Source organism: Streptomyces sp. NPDC050564, from assembly GCF_044457265.1.
Taxonomy (GTDB): domain Bacteria; phylum Actinomycetota; class Actinomycetes; order Streptomycetales; family Streptomycetaceae; genus Streptomyces.
Window position 1 is genome coordinate 58,211 of the sequence record NZ_JBITGS010000016.1, and the last position, 17,132, is coordinate 75,342.

General features: G+C 69.6%; 10 protein-coding genes. 7 read left to right on the forward strand and 3 right to left on the reverse strand.

The window, feature by feature from the left end:
• Positions 1-61: 61 nt before the first annotated feature.
• Positions 62-1,558, forward strand: coding sequence for a M1 family metallopeptidase (locus ACIBK0_RS25200; RefSeq protein WP_399084113.1), 1,497 nt, complete (start codon positions 62-64; stop codon positions 1,556-1,558).
• A 195-nt stretch (positions 1,559-1,753) separates the two neighbouring features.
• Entirely contained in the window at positions 1,754-3,250 is a 1,497-nt protein-coding gene (gene hflX, locus ACIBK0_RS25205; RefSeq protein ID WP_399084116.1) for a GTPase HflX, read from the forward strand.
• Positions 3,251-3,339: 89 nt separating this feature from the next.
• On the opposite strand, the gene ACIBK0_RS25210 is transcribed toward hflX, so the two are convergent.
• Both ACIBK0_RS25210 and ACIBK0_RS25215 read right to left on the reverse strand, forming a co-directional pair.
• Entirely contained in the window at positions 3,340-4,524 is a 1,185-nt protein-coding gene (locus tag ACIBK0_RS25210; RefSeq protein ID WP_399084119.1) for a trypsin-like serine peptidase, read from the reverse strand.
• A gap of 188 nt (positions 4,525-4,712) precedes the next feature.
• On the reverse strand, positions 4,713-5,942 hold the full coding sequence (locus tag ACIBK0_RS25215) for a trypsin-like serine peptidase (RefSeq protein WP_399084122.1): 1,230 nt from the start codon (positions 5,940-5,942) through the stop codon (positions 4,713-4,715).
• Between the two features lie 310 nt (positions 5,943-6,252).
• Between ACIBK0_RS25215 and ACIBK0_RS25220 the strand changes: the two genes are divergently transcribed.
• The 5 genes from ACIBK0_RS25220 to ACIBK0_RS25240 all read left to right on the forward strand — a co-directional run bounded on the left by ACIBK0_RS25220 (position 6,253) and on the right by ACIBK0_RS25240 (position 15,213).
• A complete protein-coding gene (locus ACIBK0_RS25220) occupies positions 6,253-7,722 on the forward strand; it encodes a diaminobutyrate--2-oxoglutarate transaminase family protein (protein ID WP_399084531.1) in 1,470 nt (489 codons plus the stop codon).
• A 341-nt stretch (positions 7,723-8,063) separates the two neighbouring features.
• Positions 8,064-10,151 (forward strand): IucA/IucC family protein, encoded by a 2,088-nt coding sequence (locus ACIBK0_RS25225; protein ID WP_399084125.1) that lies wholly within the window; start codon positions 8,064-8,066, stop codon positions 10,149-10,151.
• A gap of 39 nt (positions 10,152-10,190) precedes the next feature.
• Positions 10,191-11,087 carry a GNAT family N-acetyltransferase gene (locus tag ACIBK0_RS25230; protein ID WP_399084128.1) on the forward strand — a complete coding sequence of 299 codons (897 nt, stop codon included), beginning with the start codon at positions 10,191-10,193 and terminating at the stop codon, positions 11,085-11,087.
• Positions 11,088-11,144: 57 nt separating this feature from the next.
• Complete coding sequence (locus ACIBK0_RS25235) at positions 11,145-13,148, forward strand: IucA/IucC family protein (protein WP_399084131.1); 2,004 nt, start codon at positions 11,145-11,147, stop codon at positions 13,146-13,148.
• An 88-nt stretch (positions 13,149-13,236) separates the two neighbouring features.
• Positions 13,237-15,213 (forward strand): ATP-dependent DNA helicase, encoded by a 1,977-nt coding sequence (locus ACIBK0_RS25240; protein ID WP_399084134.1) that lies wholly within the window; start codon positions 13,237-13,239, stop codon positions 15,211-15,213.
• A 733-nt stretch (positions 15,214-15,946) separates the two neighbouring features.
• Here ACIBK0_RS25240 and lexA read toward each other — a convergent pair.
• On the reverse strand, positions 15,947-16,723 hold the full coding sequence (gene lexA, locus ACIBK0_RS25245) for a transcriptional repressor LexA (RefSeq protein ID WP_189188217.1): 777 nt from the start codon (positions 16,721-16,723) through the stop codon (positions 15,947-15,949).
• Between the last annotated feature and the right edge of the window lie 409 nt (positions 16,724-17,132).

Consider the following 17,132-nt stretch of genomic DNA (forward strand, 5'->3'; position numbering starts at 1 on the left):
TTCGGGTGGTCTCGGCGCGAGTCGTCACTGCGGGACGGGCGCGCGCTGGTAGCGGTGGTCCATGCTGCGCACCCTCCGCCCAAGGCCCCCACGATCCCGGCCCCGCCGTATCAAGGCGGCCCTCCTCGCCTCGGCCGTCTCGGTCTGCCTGATCGCCGCGAGCGCCCCCGTCCCGGCCGCGCCCCTCGGTGTCGGTGACCGCCTCTTCCCGCACCTGGGTAACCCCGGATACGACGTCGAGTCGTACGACCTCGCCTTCACCTATCCCGGCACCAACAGCAAGCCGCTCGCCGCCGTCACCACCATCGACGCCGTGACGTCCTCCCGGCTCGAACGCATCAATCTCGACTTCGCGCGCGGAACGGTGGCATCCGTCCAGGTCAACGGGGCGCCTGCGACGTTCACGCGCGCCGGTGAGGACCTGGTGGTGACGCCTGAGAAGCCGGTGCCCGCCGGCAGCTGGATGCGCATCACCGTGCGCCATACCAGCGACCCGGTCGCCGCCAAGGGCCAGGACGGCGGTTGGGTGCAGACCAAGGACGGGCTCGCCATGGCCAACCAGGCCGACGCCGCGCACCTGGTCTTCCCGTGCAACGACCATCCCTCCGACAAGGCGATGTTCACCATCCACGTGACCGCGCCCAGCGGGTACACCGCCGTGGCCAACGGACTGCAGGCCGGAGCGGAACGTTCCCGCCGGTCCACCACCTGGACGTACCGCACCGAGCACCCCATGGCCACCGAACTGGCCCAGGTGTCCATCGGACGCTCCACCGTGCTGCACCGGACCGGGCCGCACGGTCTGCCCGTACGCGATGTGGTGCCCACCAAGGACCGCGAGCAGCTTGAACCGTGGCTCAAGAAGACGCCCGACCAGATCGCCTGGATGGAGGGGAAGGTCGGCCGGTACCCCTTCGAGACCTACGGGCTGCTGATGGCCCAGGCCCAGACGGGCTTCGAACTGGAGACACAAACGCTCTCTCTCTTCGAGAGAGGGCTCTTCACCGAGCCCGCGTACCCGAAGTGGTACGTCGAGTCGATCATGGTGCACGAGCTGTCGCACCAGTGGTTCGGCGACAGCGTCAGCCCGCGTACCTGGTCCGACCTGTGGCTCAACGAGGGGCACGCCACCTGGTACGAGGCTCTGTACGCCGAGGAGAAGGCGCACAAGCCCATGGAGGAGCGTATGAAGGCGGCCTACCGCGCGTCCGACTCCTGGCGGGCGGCAGGAGGACCGCCCGCGGCGCCGAAGGGCCCCAAGCCGGGCCAGAAGATCAGTATCTTCCGGCCGAACGTCTACGACGGCGCGGCGCTGGCCCTGTACGCGCTGCGCCAGGAGATCGGGCGCTCCGCCTTCGAACGCCTGGAGCGGACCTGGGCGAGTGTCCACCGCGACGGTGCAGCCTCGACGGCCGACTTCGTGGACCTTGCTTCCGCCGTCGCCACCCGCGATCTGAGCGGGTTCTTCCAGGCGTGGTTGTACGGCGAGAAGACACCGCCGATGCCGGGGCACCCGGACTGGAAGAGCGACCCCCCGAAAGCGCGAAAGGGCTCCTGACGAGCGCGTACAGGCCGTTGATAACTCGCGTGACGAGACGGGCCGTGCCGTGCGACCATCTTCAGGTCGGCGGCGCGGCCCCTCGCAGGGTTGGCGCGGCGGAATCCGGGAATCTCCCGGAAGCCTCGGACGTTATCGCCTGTGACGGGTGGTATCCGTCGCCGCAGTGCTGTTCCCCATCGACGTAAGGATCCAATGACCTCCTCTTCTTCCCCTTCCCAGGACGCGCAGAGCTTCGCGCAGAACTATCCCGAAGGTCTTCGGGCCGATGCCCTGATGGAAGAGGACGTCGCCTGGAGCCACGAGATCGACGGACAGCGGGACGGCGAGCAGTTCGACCGCTCCGAGCGTGCGGCGCTGCGCCGTGTGGCGGGCCTGTCCACCGAGCTCGAGGACGTCACCGAGGTCGAGTACCGACAGCTCCGCCTGGAGCGTGTGGTGCTCGTCGGTGTCTGGACCACGGGAACCATTCAGGACGCGGACAACTCGCTCGCCGAGCTGGCAGCCCTCGCGGAGACCGCGGGCGCGCTCGTCCTCGACGGCGTCGTCCAGCGCCGCGACAAGCCCGACGCGGCCACGTACATCGGATCCGGCAAGGCCTTTGAGCTGCGGGACATCGTCCTGGAGACCGGGGCCGACACCGTGATCTGTGATGGTGAGCTGAGCCCCGGCCAGCTGATCCACCTCGAAGACGTGGTCAAGGTCAAGGTCATCGACCGTACGGCCCTGATCCTCGACATCTTCGCCCAGCACGCCAAATCCCGAGAGGGCAAGGCACAGGTCGCGCTCGCGCAGATGCAGTACATGCTGCCGAGGCTGCGTGGCTGGGGTCAGTCGTTGTCCCGTCAGATGGGCGGCGGCAAGGGCGGCGGCCTCGCCACCCGTGGTCCCGGTGAGACCAAGATCGAGACGGACCGGCGCCGTATCCGCGAGAAGATGGCGAAGATGCGCCGGGAGATCGCGGCCATGAAGACGGGCCGCGAGATCAAGCGCCAGGAGCGCCGACGCAACAAGGTGCCTTCGGTCGCCATCGCGGGTTATACCAACGCAGGCAAGTCCTCCCTGCTCAACCGCCTCACAGGCGCGGGCGTGCTGGTCGAGAACGCGCTGTTCGCGACCCTGGACCCGACCGTCCGCCGCGCCGAGACCCCGAGCGGGCGGCTGTACACGCTGGCCGACACGGTCGGGTTTGTACGCCACCTGCCGCACCACCTGGTGGAGGCCTTCCGCTCCACCATGGAGGAGGTCGGCGACTCCGACCTGATCCTGCACGTGGTGGACGGTTCGCACCCGGCGCCGGAGGAGCAGCTGGCCGCCGTGCGCGAGGTGATCAGGGACGTCGGTGCCACCGCCGTACCGGAGATCGTCGTGATCAACAAGGCGGACGCGGCCGACCCGCTGGTGCTCCAGCGGCTGATGCGGATCGAGAAGCGCTCCATCGCGGTCTCGGCCCGTACCGGCAAGGGCATCGACGAGCTGCTCGCGCTCATCGACAACGAGCTGCCGCGTCCCTCCGTCGAGATCGAGGCGCTGGTGCCGTACACGCACGGCAAGCTGGTTGCCCGTGCCCACACCGAGGGCGAGGTGATCTCCGAGGAGCACACCCCGGAGGGCACGCTGCTCAAGGTGCGGGTGCACGAGGAACTGGCGGCGGATCTGGCGCCGTACGTTCCGGCGCCGGCGCTCCGGTAGCGACACACGTACGCACTGGTACGCATGAGGAAGGCCCGCCCCCTGTCCCAGGGAGCGGGCCTTCCTCATGCGTACGTGGACGACGGTGTCTACTGGCCGCCGTACTCCTTGCTCATGTTCTCGTAGAGCGCCTCGGCGCCCTTGCCCAGCTGCGGTCCCGCCAGCCAGGTGTTGTCGGACGGGCCGATCGACGTGTTCGAGACGAGCTTCGTCTCGCCGTCGACGACACGGAACCAGCCGCCGCCGGACGAACCGCCGGTCATGGTGCACCCGATGCGGTACATCGTCGGCAGGGTCGGGTCCAGCGAGAGGCGGCCCGGCTTGTCGACGCACTTGAACATGCTCAGACCGCTGTACGGCGGTGCGGCCGGGTAGCCCCAGGCGCCCATCGCGCTGACGTCCTGGGCGGACGGCGCGGAGAAGTCCACGTCCAGCGCGTTGCCGACCGTCTCCTCGAGCGACTTGCTGCCCTGCTCCGGCTTCACGTGCAGCACGGCGTAGTCGTACGGAGCGCCCGCGCCGCCCGTCTCGTCGCCGCCCGAGATCCACTCGTTGGAGGTGGCGGCCCAGTCCGTCCACCACTGGCCGTACGGGGCGATCTCCGACGCCGTGGCGTTGCCCAGCTCGGATTCGGATTTGCCCTGGTCGTTGTAGGACGGGACGAACGCGATGTTGCGGTACCAGCCACCGCTGCCGCCGGCGTGCACACAGTGGCCCGCGGTCCACACGAGGTTGGACTTGCCGGGGTGGTTCACGTCCTTGATGACCGTGCCCGAGCAGACCATCGAGCCCTCGGGGGAGTCGAAGAAGACCTTCCCGACCGGAGCGGCGTAGTTGTGGTATGGGGTCTTCTCGGCCTTCGCCTCGACCGGCGCCGGTTCCGGGTCGCTGACGCCCTGGTCGGCCGCCGCGTCCTTCGCGGAGATCGTCTTGTCCGGATCCTTGGCGGACTTCATCCGCTCGGGCTTCCACAGCCCCTCGATCACCGGGTTGACGAAGTCCTTGGCCTCACTGAGCCACTTGTCCTTGTCCCAGTTCTTCCAGCCGCCGTTCTCCCATTGATCGACATCTATGCCGTGCTCTTTGAGCTTGTCCTTGATGTCGTCCGGGATCTTGATCTTGTCGTCGCCGCCCGGTGAGGTCTGCGACGAGGAGGCATTGGAGTCGCCGCTCGCCTTGTCGTCGCCCGAGTTGCAGGCGGTGGCGGCCAGTGCCAGAACCGCCACCAGGCCGGTGGCGGTGAGGAAGGTGCGCCGGCTTCTTGAGGAACGCATGGTGCTGTGACCCCCGTTGGAGCTCTTATGTCATGTGCTTGTCAGGCATGGCGCGGCTCTCCGCGAAACCCGCCCGGACGCGACACCCCACTATGCCTGCGCAGTTGGAGACGAACGGCGGTGGGCCGGTGAAGGTTCCTGTGAGCGGGCCCACCGCCGTCTGTCCGAAGCCGGTTACGTCGCGCGCATCACTGTCCGGCGAACTTCTTGCTCACCGAGTCGTACACACCCTTGGCCACATCACCCAGGCGCGGACCTGCCAGCCAGCCGAACTTGACCGGTCCGATCGAGGTGTTGGACACCAGCGCGGGCTTGCCGTCCGACCCCGTGGCCACCCAGCCGCCACCGGACGAGCCACCGGTCATGGTGCACCCGATGCGGTACATCGTCGGGTCGGACTGCGCCACCGACAACCGTCCCGGCTTGTCCGTGCACTGGAACAGCTTCTGACCGTCGAACGGCGCCGCGGCCGGGTAGCCGGTCGCCGTGATGCTCGACACCTTGGGCACGGCAGGAGCGTTGAAGTTCACCGGAAGCGCCGAACCGACCGTCTCCTCCAGCGACTTGCCGTCGCTGCCCTTCTCGGGCGTCACGTGCAGCACGGCGAAGTCGTACGGGGCTCCCTGTCCGCCCGTGGAGCCGCCCTGCTCGATCCACTGGTCCGAGGTCTGCGCCCAGTCGCTCCACCAGACGCCGTACGGAGCGACTTCCTGGCGGGTGGCCTTCTCCATCTGGGCGGCCGGCTTACCGGAGTCGTTGTACGAGGGCACGAAGGCGATGTTGCGGTACCAGCCGCCCTTCTTGCCGGCATGCACACAGTGGCCCGCGGTCCATACGAGGTTGGACTTGCCCGGGTGCGCCGGGTCCTCGACCACCGTCGCGGAGCAGACCATTGTGCCCTCGGGGGAGTCGAAGAACACCTTGCCGGCCTCGGGCACATTGGCGTGGTACGCCGTCTTCACGGCCTGCGCGGTCACGGGCGCCGGCTCGGGGTCGGTGACGCCCTGGTCACCGGAGAGGTCGTTGTCGTCGACGCCCTTGTTCTTGTCCGGGTCGTCGGCGCCGCGCATCCGATCCGGGTCCCACAGCCCCTTGATGATCGGGTTGACGAAGTCGTCGGCCTCGCGCAGCCAGTCGTCCTTGTTCCAGTTCTTCCAGGCGCCGTTCTTCCACTTGTCGATGTCGATCCCGTGCTGCTTGAGCTTGTTCTTGATGTCGTCCGGGATCTTGATCTTGTCGTCGCCGCTCTGGGCGGCGGACGCGGTGGGCTCACCGCTCGCCTTGTCGTCGCCCGAGTTGCAGGCGGTGGCGGTCAGCGCCAGCGCAGCCGTGAGGCCGACGGCGGCCAGCACGGGGGAGGTTCTGCGGCGCGCGCTCCTCCCTCGGCGAGCGGCGAAGGGCGGGCGTATCGATCGCATGGTGTAACTCCCCCTGGAGGTAAGAGAACTGTGCGCTGGTGGGCGCCGATCAGCCTTGCCTCATCGGTACGGCTGAACGGCACCAAAGACTATGCGGTCGCTGTGGGGGACATCCGACGGAACGGCAACGGTTCCGTCACGGCAAGGATCTTCGACTTACCCGCTTCCCTACGCGGTCCGCGTCGTTGGTACGTACGGGGGACCTGCCGCCTGCGTTCAGAGCCCCCTGCCAAGTCGCCTCTTGACAGCGGGAGGACCTGAAGTCGTGGCCGTGACCGAGTCTGCGGTGGTGCCGTTGGGGGCGCCCGGGGTGTCCGAGGGGGCGCTGGAGGCTGTTCCTGGCGCGCCGGAAGGGGCGCGCGCGGCGCACGAGGGGATTCTGCGGCGCCAGTCGGCACGCGAGTCGGCGGCGCGCACCTACGCGCGTGCTCTTCCGATCGTTCCGGTGCGGGCGCGCGGACTGACCATCGAGGGCGCCGACGGGAGCCGCTATCTCGACTGTCTCTCGGGCGCCGGAACCCTGGCCCTCGGGCACAACCACCCGGTGGTCCTGGAGGCGATCAGAAAGGTCCTCGACTCGGGGGCGCCGCTGCACGTCCTCGATCTCGCCACGCCCGTGAAGGACGCCTTCACCACCGAGTTGTTCCGTACCCTGCCGCCCGGGTTCGCCGACCGCGCGCGGGTCCAGTTCTGCGGACCGGCCGGGACGGACGCCGTCGAGGCCGCGTTCAAGCTGGTGCGTGCGGCGACCGGGCGCACGGGGATGCTCGCCTTCACCGGCGCGTACCACGGGATGACCGCGGGGGCGCTCGAAGCATCCGGGGGTGCGACCGAGGTGCGAGTCGCGCGACTGCCCTATCCGCAGGACTTCCGCTGCCCGTTCGGTGTCGGCGGCGCGCGGGGCGCCGAACTCGCCGCGCGCTGGACCGAGTCGGTGCTCGACGACAGCAAGTCCGGTGTGCCGCGTCCCGCCGGAATGATCCTCGAACCCGTGCAGGGCGAGGGCGGGGTGATTCCCGCGCCCGACGACTGGATGCGCCGGATGCGTGAGATCACCGCGGCACGGAACATCCCCCTGATCGCGGACGAGGTCCAGACCGGCGTCGGCCGGACCGGCACCTTCTGGGCCGTGGAACACAGTGGGATCACGCCGGATGTGATGGTCCTGTCGAAGGCCATCGGCGGCAGCCTGCCGCTGGCGGTCGTCATCTACCGCGACGACCTCGACGTCTGGCAACCCGGCGCCCACGCGGGCACGTTCCGCGGCAACCAGCTCGCCATGGCCGCCGGCGCGGCGACCCTCGCGTACGTCCGCGAGAACCGTCTGGCCGAGCGTGCCGCGACTCTGGGTGCCCGGATGCTGGCCCAACTCCGTAGACTCGCCGACGAGTTCCCCTGCATCGGCGATGTACGCGGCCGGGGACTGATGATCGGCTTGGAACTCGTCGACCCCGAAGCACCCCCGGATCCTGCGGCCGACGGTCCCCGACCAGCCGCCCCCGAACTCGCCGCCGCCGTCCAGCGAGAGTGCCTTGGCCGCGGCCTGATCGTGGAACTGGGCGGCCGTCAGTCGAGCGTGGTGCGTCTCCTCCCTCCCCTGACCATCAGCGACGAACAGACAACCGCGGTGCTCGACCGGCTGGCGGACGCGGTGGGGGCGGTGGCGCGTGGCGGACATCGGCCTCGCGGTGTCGGCGAGGCTCGCCGTGCTGATGGGGGTCGCGCTGAGGGCGAGCTTCACGGTGACGGTCGGGAGCTGGGGCACCGGCGAACGCCGTAGTGCCGCAGGCCGGACGGTGAGGCCACGGCGCCGAAGAGCGCGTCGGGCGGGGTGTCGGCTTCGGAGCCCGGCGCACAGCCTCGGGGCGTGGGGGACTCGCTCTCACCCGGCAGGCACCGCCAGGACCGGACCGGCCCATCCGCCTCGAGCCGCGTTCGCCGCCCACTCAGGCTCCATCCCGATCAACGCCGCCACACATTGAAGCCAACCCGTCACACACAGCCAACGACCTCTATCCGAAGCACCCCACTCTCACCCGAATCAACCAGGAACACCGAAGGCCGCACGTACCGACCCGGTTCGTCGCCGCACGAACCCGAACGACCCCACAAGGAACTCCCGTGAACGCCACCCCCGCCCCCGACGGCCGTCCCCACACCCACGAGCGAGCGGCCTGTGGCACGCAGACCCCGCTCGTGACGGGCGAATCGGTCCCCCGGCAGAAGGAAGGGGTCCGCGAGACCGAGGGGCTGCGCGGCGCCACCGTCGACCTGCTGGAACACCCCGATCCGCAGACGGCGGCCCAGGCGGCGGCCGTAGAGAACCTGCTGCGCTGCTGGGTCCGGGAGAACAACCTGCCCGCGCCCGACGACGGCACGCTCCGCATCCGCCTTCCCGCCAGCGGCATGACCCTCCTGGTCCCCGTGCATCACTGGTCCGCCACCGGCTGGCACCGCTTCGGCCTGCCCTACCTCGCCGACGCCCCCGACGAGGCGCCGCCCGCCGACGCGGTAACGGTGGCGGCCCTTCTCGCACGGCAAGCGCCGACCGGCACATCGACAGACACCAAGGGCGACCAGGCGCCCACCACCGTCGATCTGGCTCCCGTCCCTGCTCACCCCGCGCCCGATACTGTCGACCCGGCGACCACCACGCCTCGCGCAACCGGGCCCGGCGGAGCTCTCCTCGGCCCCGCCGCGACTCGCCCCGTGGCTCAGGTGGCCCCGCTCAGTTCGGTCGGTGACGGCTCCGACCTCGTCGGGCGCGTCGCCGACTCCGTTCGGCGCACGGCCGTGTTCATCCGCGATCGCAGAGAACGCCCCGCCGACGAGCCCGACCTCTTTCTCGCCGCCGAGCAGGCGCTGCTGTTGGGCCACCCGCTGCATCCCACGCCGAAGGGACGCGAAGGACTCTCCGAGGCCGAAGCCCGGCTGTACTCACCCGAGTTGCGCGGCTCCTTCCCCCTGCACTGGATGGCGGTCGCCCCTTCGGTGCTGGCAGCCGACTCCGCGTGGACGGAACGCGGCCGCCCCGTTCCGGCGGAGCAGCTCACCACGCGGCTGGCCGGTACGGGGCTGTCGCTGCCCGAGGGGTATGCGGCACTGCCGCTGCACCCCTGGCAGATGCGCGAGGTCCGCCACGGTCGAGAGGCCGCCGCCCTGCTGAATGCCGGGCTGCTCCAGGACCTCGGCCCGCAGGGCTCCCCGTGGCACGCCACCTCCTCGGTCCGCACCGTCTACCGCTCCGGTGCCCCCGCGATGTTCAAGCTCTCGCTGGGCCTGCGTATCACCAACTCCCGTCGTGAGAACCTCCGCAAGGAACTCCACCGTGGCGTGGAGGTCCACCGCCTGCTGCGCAGTGGCCTGTTCAAGCAGTGGCAGGCCGCTCACCCGGGCTTCGACATCGTCCGCGACCCGGCTTGGCTCGCCGTCAACGGCCCGGACGGCAGCCCCCTGCCCGGGCTCGACGTGATGATCCGACACAACCCGTTCAGCCCGACGGACGATGCCGGCTGTATCGCGGGACTGGTCTCGCCCCGGCCGCACGCCCAGCCCGGCGCACGGACCCTGGCAAAGGGCCGGCCCCTCATGCGGTCCCGGCTCACCGAGATCGTCACCCGTCTCGCGGGACGCACCGGCCGCTCGCGCGGCGCGGTCGCCACCGAGTGGTTCCTGCGCTATCTGGAACACGTCGTACGCCCCGTGTTGTGGCTGGACAGTGAGGCGGGCATCGCTCTGGAAGCGCACCAGCAGAACACCCTGCTTCTGCTGGACCCCGAGGGCTGGCCCAAGGGCGGCCGCTACCGCGACAACCAGGGCTACTACTTCCGCGAGTCACGGCGTGCGGAACTCGACGCCCGGCTGCCCGGCATCGGCCGGTACAGCGACACCTTCGTCTCCGACGAGGTCACCGACGAACGCTTCGCCTACTACCTGGCCATCAACAACGTGCTCGGCCTCGTCGGTGCGTTCGGCTCCCAACGCCTCGCCGACGAACAGCTGCTGCTGGCCGCCTTCCGCCGCTTCCTCGCCGATGTGGCCACCGGCCCGGCTCGGCTGCGTACGTCTCTGCCGGCCCACCTGCTCGACTCACCCGTCCTGCGGTGCAAGGCCAACCTGCTGACCCGGCTGCACGGCCTCGACGAACTTATCGGTCCCGTGGACACCCAGTCCGTCTACGTCACCATCTCCAACCCCCTTCATTCCTGAGGAACATGACCCACCCCGTCTCCTGAGAGGAGCGTCGCCGTGCCTCCCACCGATGCGAGCACCGACGCCGGTACCGTCCCCGCCACTGAACGTGCCGCCGACTTCGCCACCGACACGGGGCCCCGCTCGGGTCCCGGTTCGGGCTCCGGCGCGAGCACCGACAGCGAGGACACCCTTGACCTGCGTCTCCCCGACGAGCTCATCGCGCTCTTCGCCGGGGAAGCCGGGACACGAGGCGGGGCGACAGGTGACGTCACGGCGGGGGACATGGGCGACGTCTCGGGAGGAGACATCGGTGACGTCTCGGGACAGGCCAGGGGAGAGCGCCCGCGCACGGCGGAGAACCCCGCCGTCGTTCCGGCCGACGACCTGCTCGACCGCGTCGGTGGCTGGGGGCCCACCGGCACGCCCGTCGGTGTCTTCCACCTCGTCCCCGTGCGCGTCGAGCGCGATCTCACGCTCATCGCTCGCTGGATGAACGACCCTGCCGTCGCGGCGTTCTGGGAGCTGGCGGGGCCCGAGTCGGTGGCGGAGGCGCATCTGCGCCGCCAGCTCGAGGGGGACGGACGCAGCGTCCCGTGCCTCGGCATGCTGGACGGCACACCGATGAGTTACTGGGAGATCTACCGCGCGGATCTCGATCTCCTGGCTCGCCACTACCCCGCCCGACCGCACGACACCGGAATTCACCTCCTCATCGGCGGTGTCGCCAACCGTGGGCGCGGCCTTGGCTCCACCCTGCTCAGGGCAGTCGCCGACCACGTACTGGACAAGCGCCCGTCATGCGCTCGCGTCGTCGCGGAACCCGATCTTCGCAACACTCCCTCCGTCTCCGCCTTTCTGAGCGCCGGCTTCCGGTTCTCCGCCGAGGTTGATCTGCCCGACAAGCGGGCAGCCCTCATGGTCCGAGACCGGGCCCTGCGCGATCTGTTGTAGCGCTGTCACTCTTAGTACACCGCTCGTCCCGATCCGGTTCCCTGTCGAGGAGTCCTCGTGCCGAATCCAGCCGCCGCCCCGGCATCCGGAGAGCCGCCCAGCCTCTACGACCCGCCTGAGCTGTGCAAAGAGCCATGGGATCGGGCCGGCCGCCGCCTCCTCGCCAAGATGATCGGCGAGTTCGCGTACGAGGGGATCATCGAGCCGGAGCCGGAGCCGGAGCCGGAGCCGGAGCCGGAGCCGGAGCCGGAGCCGGAGCCGGAGCCGGAGCCGGAGCGGGACGTCATTCGGACTTCAGCGTCCACAGCTCCAGGCACGGGCCTGTCCTCGGCTCCAGGAACGGACCTGTCCTCGGCCCCTCTCGCCAAGCCCGAGAGGAAATCGACTGGGGCCGACAGCCGCCGCCCCCACTACGCCCTCCGCCTCGACGCAGGCGGCAGTCTGTCCTTCCGCGCCCGCCGTACAGCGTACGGCAGTTGGCGTGTGGACCCCGATTCGCTCACCCTCGACGAGGGAGGGGCGGAGCCCCGGCCGTTCACCGACCCGATCGGCTTCCTCACGCGAGCCCGAGGCACATTGGGGCTGGACGGAGCGACGCTCGGTCATGTCATCCGCGAGCTGAGCACCACGCTCGCCGCGGACGCGCGCCTCGACCACAATGCCAGCTCGGCCGCCGAGCTGGCCGAGCTGGGATACGCGGAACTGGAGGGCCACCAGACCGGGCACCCCTGGATCGTGCTCAACAAGGGTCGCCTCGGCTTCTCCGCGAGGGACGCCGCCCACTGGGCGCCGGAGGCCCGCCGAGCGACGGCGCTTCCGTGGATCGCGGTGCACACCACGCTTGCCGCCTACAGGGGGGTGCGGGGCCTCGACACCGCAGAACACCTGTACGCGCGCGAGCTCGCCCCTGTCACGAGGGAGTCCTTCGACGGGGTACTCCGCGCGCGTGGGCTCACGCCGGAGTCGTACCTCTATCTGCCCGTTCACCCCTGGCAGTGGGACGACGTCGTGTTGCCCCTCTTCGCGCCCCATGTCGCCTCGGACGCGATCGTGCCGCTGCACTCGGACGGTGATCTGCGCCTGCCTCAGCAGTCGATCCGTACATTCCTCAATGTCTCGCGGCCGGACCGGCACGCCGTGAAGCTGCCGCTGTCCGTCCTGAACACGCTGGTGTGGCGTGGCATCCCGACGGAACGGACGCTCGCGGCTCCCGCCGTCACCGCGTGGATGCACGGCTTGCGCGACGCCGACCCGTTCCTGCGTGACACCTGCGGAGTGATCATGCTCGGCGAGGTCGCTTCGGTGACCGTCGGACATCCGGTGTACGACGGCCTCCCTGAAGTGCCCTATCAGTACAAGGAGCTCCTCGGAGCGATCTGGCGCGAACCGATCTCCCGACATCTGGCCCCCGGCGAACGCGCCCGCACCCTGGCCGCGCTCCTGCACACGGACCCGGAGGGGCGTGCCTTCACGGCGCAGCTGGTCGCCCGATCGGGGCTGACTCCGAAAGTCTGGCTGCGCCGTCTCTTCGCGGCGCTCCTACCGCCCTTGCTGCATTGCCTTTATCGATACGGCACTGTGTTCAGCCCACATGGGGAGAACGTGATCGTCGTCTTCGACGACCATGACGTACCCGTGCGGCTTGCGGTGAAGGACTTCGTGGACGACATCAATGTGAGCGCGGAGCCACTGCCCGAGCATGCCTCCATGCCGCACGACGTACGGCGTGTGCTGCTCACCGAGCCGCCCGCGTTCCTGACCCAGTTCATCCATTCCGGGCTCTTCGTAGGGGTGTTCCGCTACCTCGCCCCACTCTACGAGGAGCAACTGGGCGTGCCGGAGGGCGAGTTCTGGTCCCTCGTACGAGCGGAGATCATCCGCCACCAGACGCGCTTTCCCGAGCTCAAGGAGCGTTACGAGATGTTCGACCTGTTCACTCCCCGTATCGAGCGGCTGTGCCTGAACCGCAACCGGCTGCACCTCGACGGTTACCGCGACCGCCCCGATCGCCCGCACGCCGCCGTGCACGGCACGGTCCCGAACCCCCTGCACCAGTCTTGATCACGCTGCCTGGACTCGTCTTGATCACGTCCGTCGTCCCCACCTTGATCGCCCGAATGTCAGTGGCGCCCCGTAGGGTGGCAGCGCTATGACGAAGCCCTCACTCCCCGAACTCCTGCATGCTGCCGTCACCGCCGTCGGCGGTACGGAGCGCCCCGGCCAGGTGACCATGGCCGAAGCCGTCGCGGACGCCATCGACGACAGCTCCCACCTGCTGGTCCAGGCGGGCACCGGCACCGGAAAGTCGCTCGGATATCTGGTGCCCGCACTCGCGCACGGGGAGCGCGTGGTCGTGGCGACCGCGACTCTGGCGCTGCAGCGCCAGCTCGTGGAGCGTGACCTGCCGCGCACTGTCGACGCGCTGCATCCGCTGCTGCGCCGGCGCCCCGAGTTCGCGATGCTGAAGGGCCGGTCGAACTATCTGTGCCTGCACCGCTTGCACGAGGGTGTGCCGCAGGACGAGGAGGAGGGCCTCTTCGACCAGTTCGAGGCGGCCGCGCCCACCAGCAAGCTCGGCCAGGACCTGCTGCGGCTGCGGGACTGGTCGGACGAGACCGAGACCGGCGACCGCGACGACCTCACGCCCGGCGTCTCCGACCGCGCCTGGGCCCAGGTGTCCGTGTCGTCCCGGGAGTGCCTCGGCGCCACCAAATGCGCCTACGGAGCGGAGTGCTTCGCCGAGATGGCCCGAGAGCGTGCCAAGCTCGCCGAGGTCGTCGTCACCAACCACGCGCTGCTCGCGATCGACGCCATCGAGGGAGCGCCGGTCCTACCGCAGCACGAAGTGCTGATCGTCGACGAGGCACATGAGCTGGTCTCGCGGGTCACCGGTGTCGCAACCGGCGAGCTCACCCCAGGCCAGGTCAACCGCGCCGTCCGCCGTGCCGCGAAGCTGGTCAACGAGAAGGCCGCAGACCAGCTCCAGACCGCAGCCGAGGGCTTCGAGCGCCTCATGGAGCTGGCGCTGCCGGGACGCCTGGAGGACATCCCCGAGGACCTTGGGTATGCCTTGATGGCGCTGCGCGACGCCGCTCGTACGGTCATCTCGGCGCTCGGCTCCACGCGCGACAAGTCCGTTCAGGACGAGGACGCGGTACGCAAGCAGGCCCTGGCCTCCTTGGAGACCGTGCACGACGTGGCGGAGCGCATCACCAACGGCTCGGAGTGGGACGTCGTCTGGTACGAGCGCCACGACCGCTTCGGCGCATCGCTCCGCGTCGCTCCCATGAACGTGTCCGGACTCCTCAGGGAGAAGCTCTTCGCGGACCGCTCCGTGGTCCTGACCTCCGCGACGCTGAAGCTCGGCGGCGACTTCAACGGTGTGGGAGCGTCGCTGGGTCTCGCGCCCGAGGGTTCGGAGGGCGAGGATCTCCCGCAGTGGAAGGGCGTCGACGTCGGTTCGCCCTTCGACTACCCCAAGCAGGGCATTCTCTACGTCGCCAAGCACCTGTCGCGTCCCGCGCGGGACGGCGACCGCGGGGACATGCTCGACGAGCTCACCGAGCTGATCCGGGCCGCCGGTGGTCGCACGCTGGGCCTGTTCTCCTCCATGCGGGGCGCTCAGCTCGCGGCCGAGGAACTGCGCACGCGCATCCCCGAGTACCCGATCCTGCTGCAGGGCGAGGAGACGCTCGGCGAGTTGATCAAGAATTTCGCAGCCGACCCCAAGACCTGCCTCTTCGGGACACTCTCGCTCTGGCAGGGCGTGGACGTCCCGGGCCCAAGCTGCCAGCTGGTCGTCATGGACAAGATCCCCTTCCCGCGCCCCGACGACCCGCTGATGAGCGCCCGCCAGAAGGCGGTAGAGGACAACGGCGGAAATGGCTTCATGGCGGTCGCCGCCACCCACGCCGCCCTCCTGATGGCCCAGGGCGCGGGCCGCCTCGTACGAGCCTCGGGGGACCGGGGCGTGGTCGCCGTACTCGACCAGCGCCTGGCCACCGCCCGCTACGGCAGTTACCTCAAGGCATCACTGCCCGAGTTCTGGTACACGACGGACCGTAACCAGGTCCGCAGATCACTCGCGGCGATCGATGAGGCGGCGCGGAAGTCGGAGGAGGCGTAGCGCCTGGGGGCGGCCCGCGAGGGTGGGTTGGCCCGGGCCACAGTGCGCCGGCCGCGTTCGCCGACAGGGGGGTCCGTCGTGCGCGGGCCGAGAGCGAGTGTGTTGAGCCCGGGCGACCGAGCCAGGGGCGCCGCAAGCCGGGCGTCCCAGCGCCGTGTCCGGCCGTCCCGGCGCGCACCCAGATCTGCTCTCCCAGAGCGCGCCGCCCATCCGCGAAGCGAGCCCCGCAGTCCTCCCGAGGACGGCGTAGCGCGCTCAAATCACCGGTCCGGGAGCTGCGCCGCCTGGCCGGCCGTCGACTGCAGCGGCCCCGCACCCTCGACCGAAGAGCATTCCGCCGCCCACTCCCGCTGGGTAAGCGTTCAGAGACCCAGATGCCCGCCCCAAGGAGCGCACCCCTCACCCGAGGCCCCGCCCCCAGGCCCGGGCAGCGCACTCCGCGGAGAACCCTTGGTCCAGGAGGCGCCCCCGCCCAAAGCCCCCAACTTGTGGAGCGCTCGTCAGGCGGAGCCGCCCCTCGTCAGGAAAGGCGTACACCCCTCACGCGAGGCCCCGAGGCCGGGCAGTGTCACGCAGAGCCCTTGGCCCAGAACCTCACCCCCACCCAGAGCCGCCAGGAACCCCACGTCCCGCCAAGGCCTCCGGCCATAAAAACGCAGGGCCCCGGAACCGGCGCAGTTGGTCCCGGGGCCCGGTCAGGGGCGGGGCGGCGCGTCCCGCCCTTCGCAGGTGGTTACACCCGCCGCAGCACTGCCACGACCTTGCCGAGGATGGTCGCCTCGTCGCCGGGAATCGGCTGGTACGCGGAGTTGTGCGGCAGTAGCCACACATGCCCGTCCTCGCGCTTGAAGCGCTTCACCGTGGCTTCGCCATCGAGCATCGCGGCCACGATGTCGCCGTTCTCCGCGACCGGCTGGCGGCGGACCGTCACCCAGTCCCCGTCGCAGATGGCGGCTTCGATCATCGAGTCGCCGACGACCTTGAGGACGAACAGCTCGCCGTCACCGACCAGCTGGCGGGGGAGGGGGAAGACGTCCTCGACCGACTCCTCGGCGAGGATCGGGCCACCGGCGGCGATCCGGCCGACCAGCGGGACGTACGACGCGGCCGGCTTGCCTGCCGTGTCGGTGGGCTGCACCGAGGACTGGTCGGAGCCCCGGACCTCGTACGCGCGCGGGCGGTGCGGGTCGCGGCGCAGGAAGCCCTTGCGCTCCAGCGCCATCAGTTGATGCGCGACCGAGGAGGTGCTGGAGAGGCCGACCGCCTGTCCGATCTCCCGCATCGACGGCGGGTAGCCGCGTCGCTGCACCGAGTCCCTGATCACCTCGATCACCCGGCGCTGCCGGTCCGTGAGCCCGGAGCTGTCCGCCCGGATGCCTGGAGGTCGGCCCGGTAGGGAGCGCTTGGGTCCCTCATGATTCACGGCTTCGTTCATCGCATGCACCGGCTCGAGTCGGCCCTGGGAGCGGTCCTGGGCAGTGATGGTGGCACTGTCTGCGGTGGTGGTCACGTCGGCCCCTCTCGATGGTCTCCCTGCTGGACAACGGTAGTTGCTTTCGAAAGGTTGCGCCAAACACACGTTCGAGTGAAAAAACGCGGATTGCCTCGCGTGATCATGTGTCTGGGTGTATGGCTAACGCTGCACCTGGCGGACAAAAGGGCGTATTGCTGTACTCTTCACCGCCGGGGCGATGACCGTGCCGACAGATGTGGGCCGGGGTCCAGTCTGCCATCCGGCACCCCGTCAACCGGGTACCGACCCCCCGATCTGCACGGCGACCACGGTATCTCCGTGTGTCCGGGATCGGTATGGCCGTGCGGCACATGCCAATCCGTGTGCGACACGCGCGTCGTGGGCCAATTTTCGCGTCGATCCCCACATCTAGTGGTTGGATTGCAACATCAGCCCAAGTGTTGTG

Bases quoted from the DNA above. Each gene is read 5' to 3' on its own strand.
- ACIBK0_RS25240 (WP_399084134.1), top strand. From the start codon at position 13,237: ATGACGAAGCCCTCACTCCCCGAACTCCTGCATGCTGCCGTCACCGCC.
- hflX (WP_399084116.1), top strand. From the start codon at position 1,754: ATGACCTCCTCTTCTTCCCCTTCCCAGGACGCGCAGAGCTTCGCGCAG.
- ACIBK0_RS25215 (WP_399084122.1), bottom strand. From the start codon at position 5,942: ATGCGATCGATACGCCCGCCCTTCGCCGCTCGCCGAGGGAGGAGCGCG.
- ACIBK0_RS25210 (WP_399084119.1), bottom strand. From the start codon at position 4,524: ATGCGTTCCTCAAGAAGCCGGCGCACCTTCCTCACCGCCACCGGCCTG.
- ACIBK0_RS25200 (WP_399084113.1), top strand. From the start codon at position 62: ATGCTGCGCACCCTCCGCCCAAGGCCCCCACGATCCCGGCCCCGCCGT.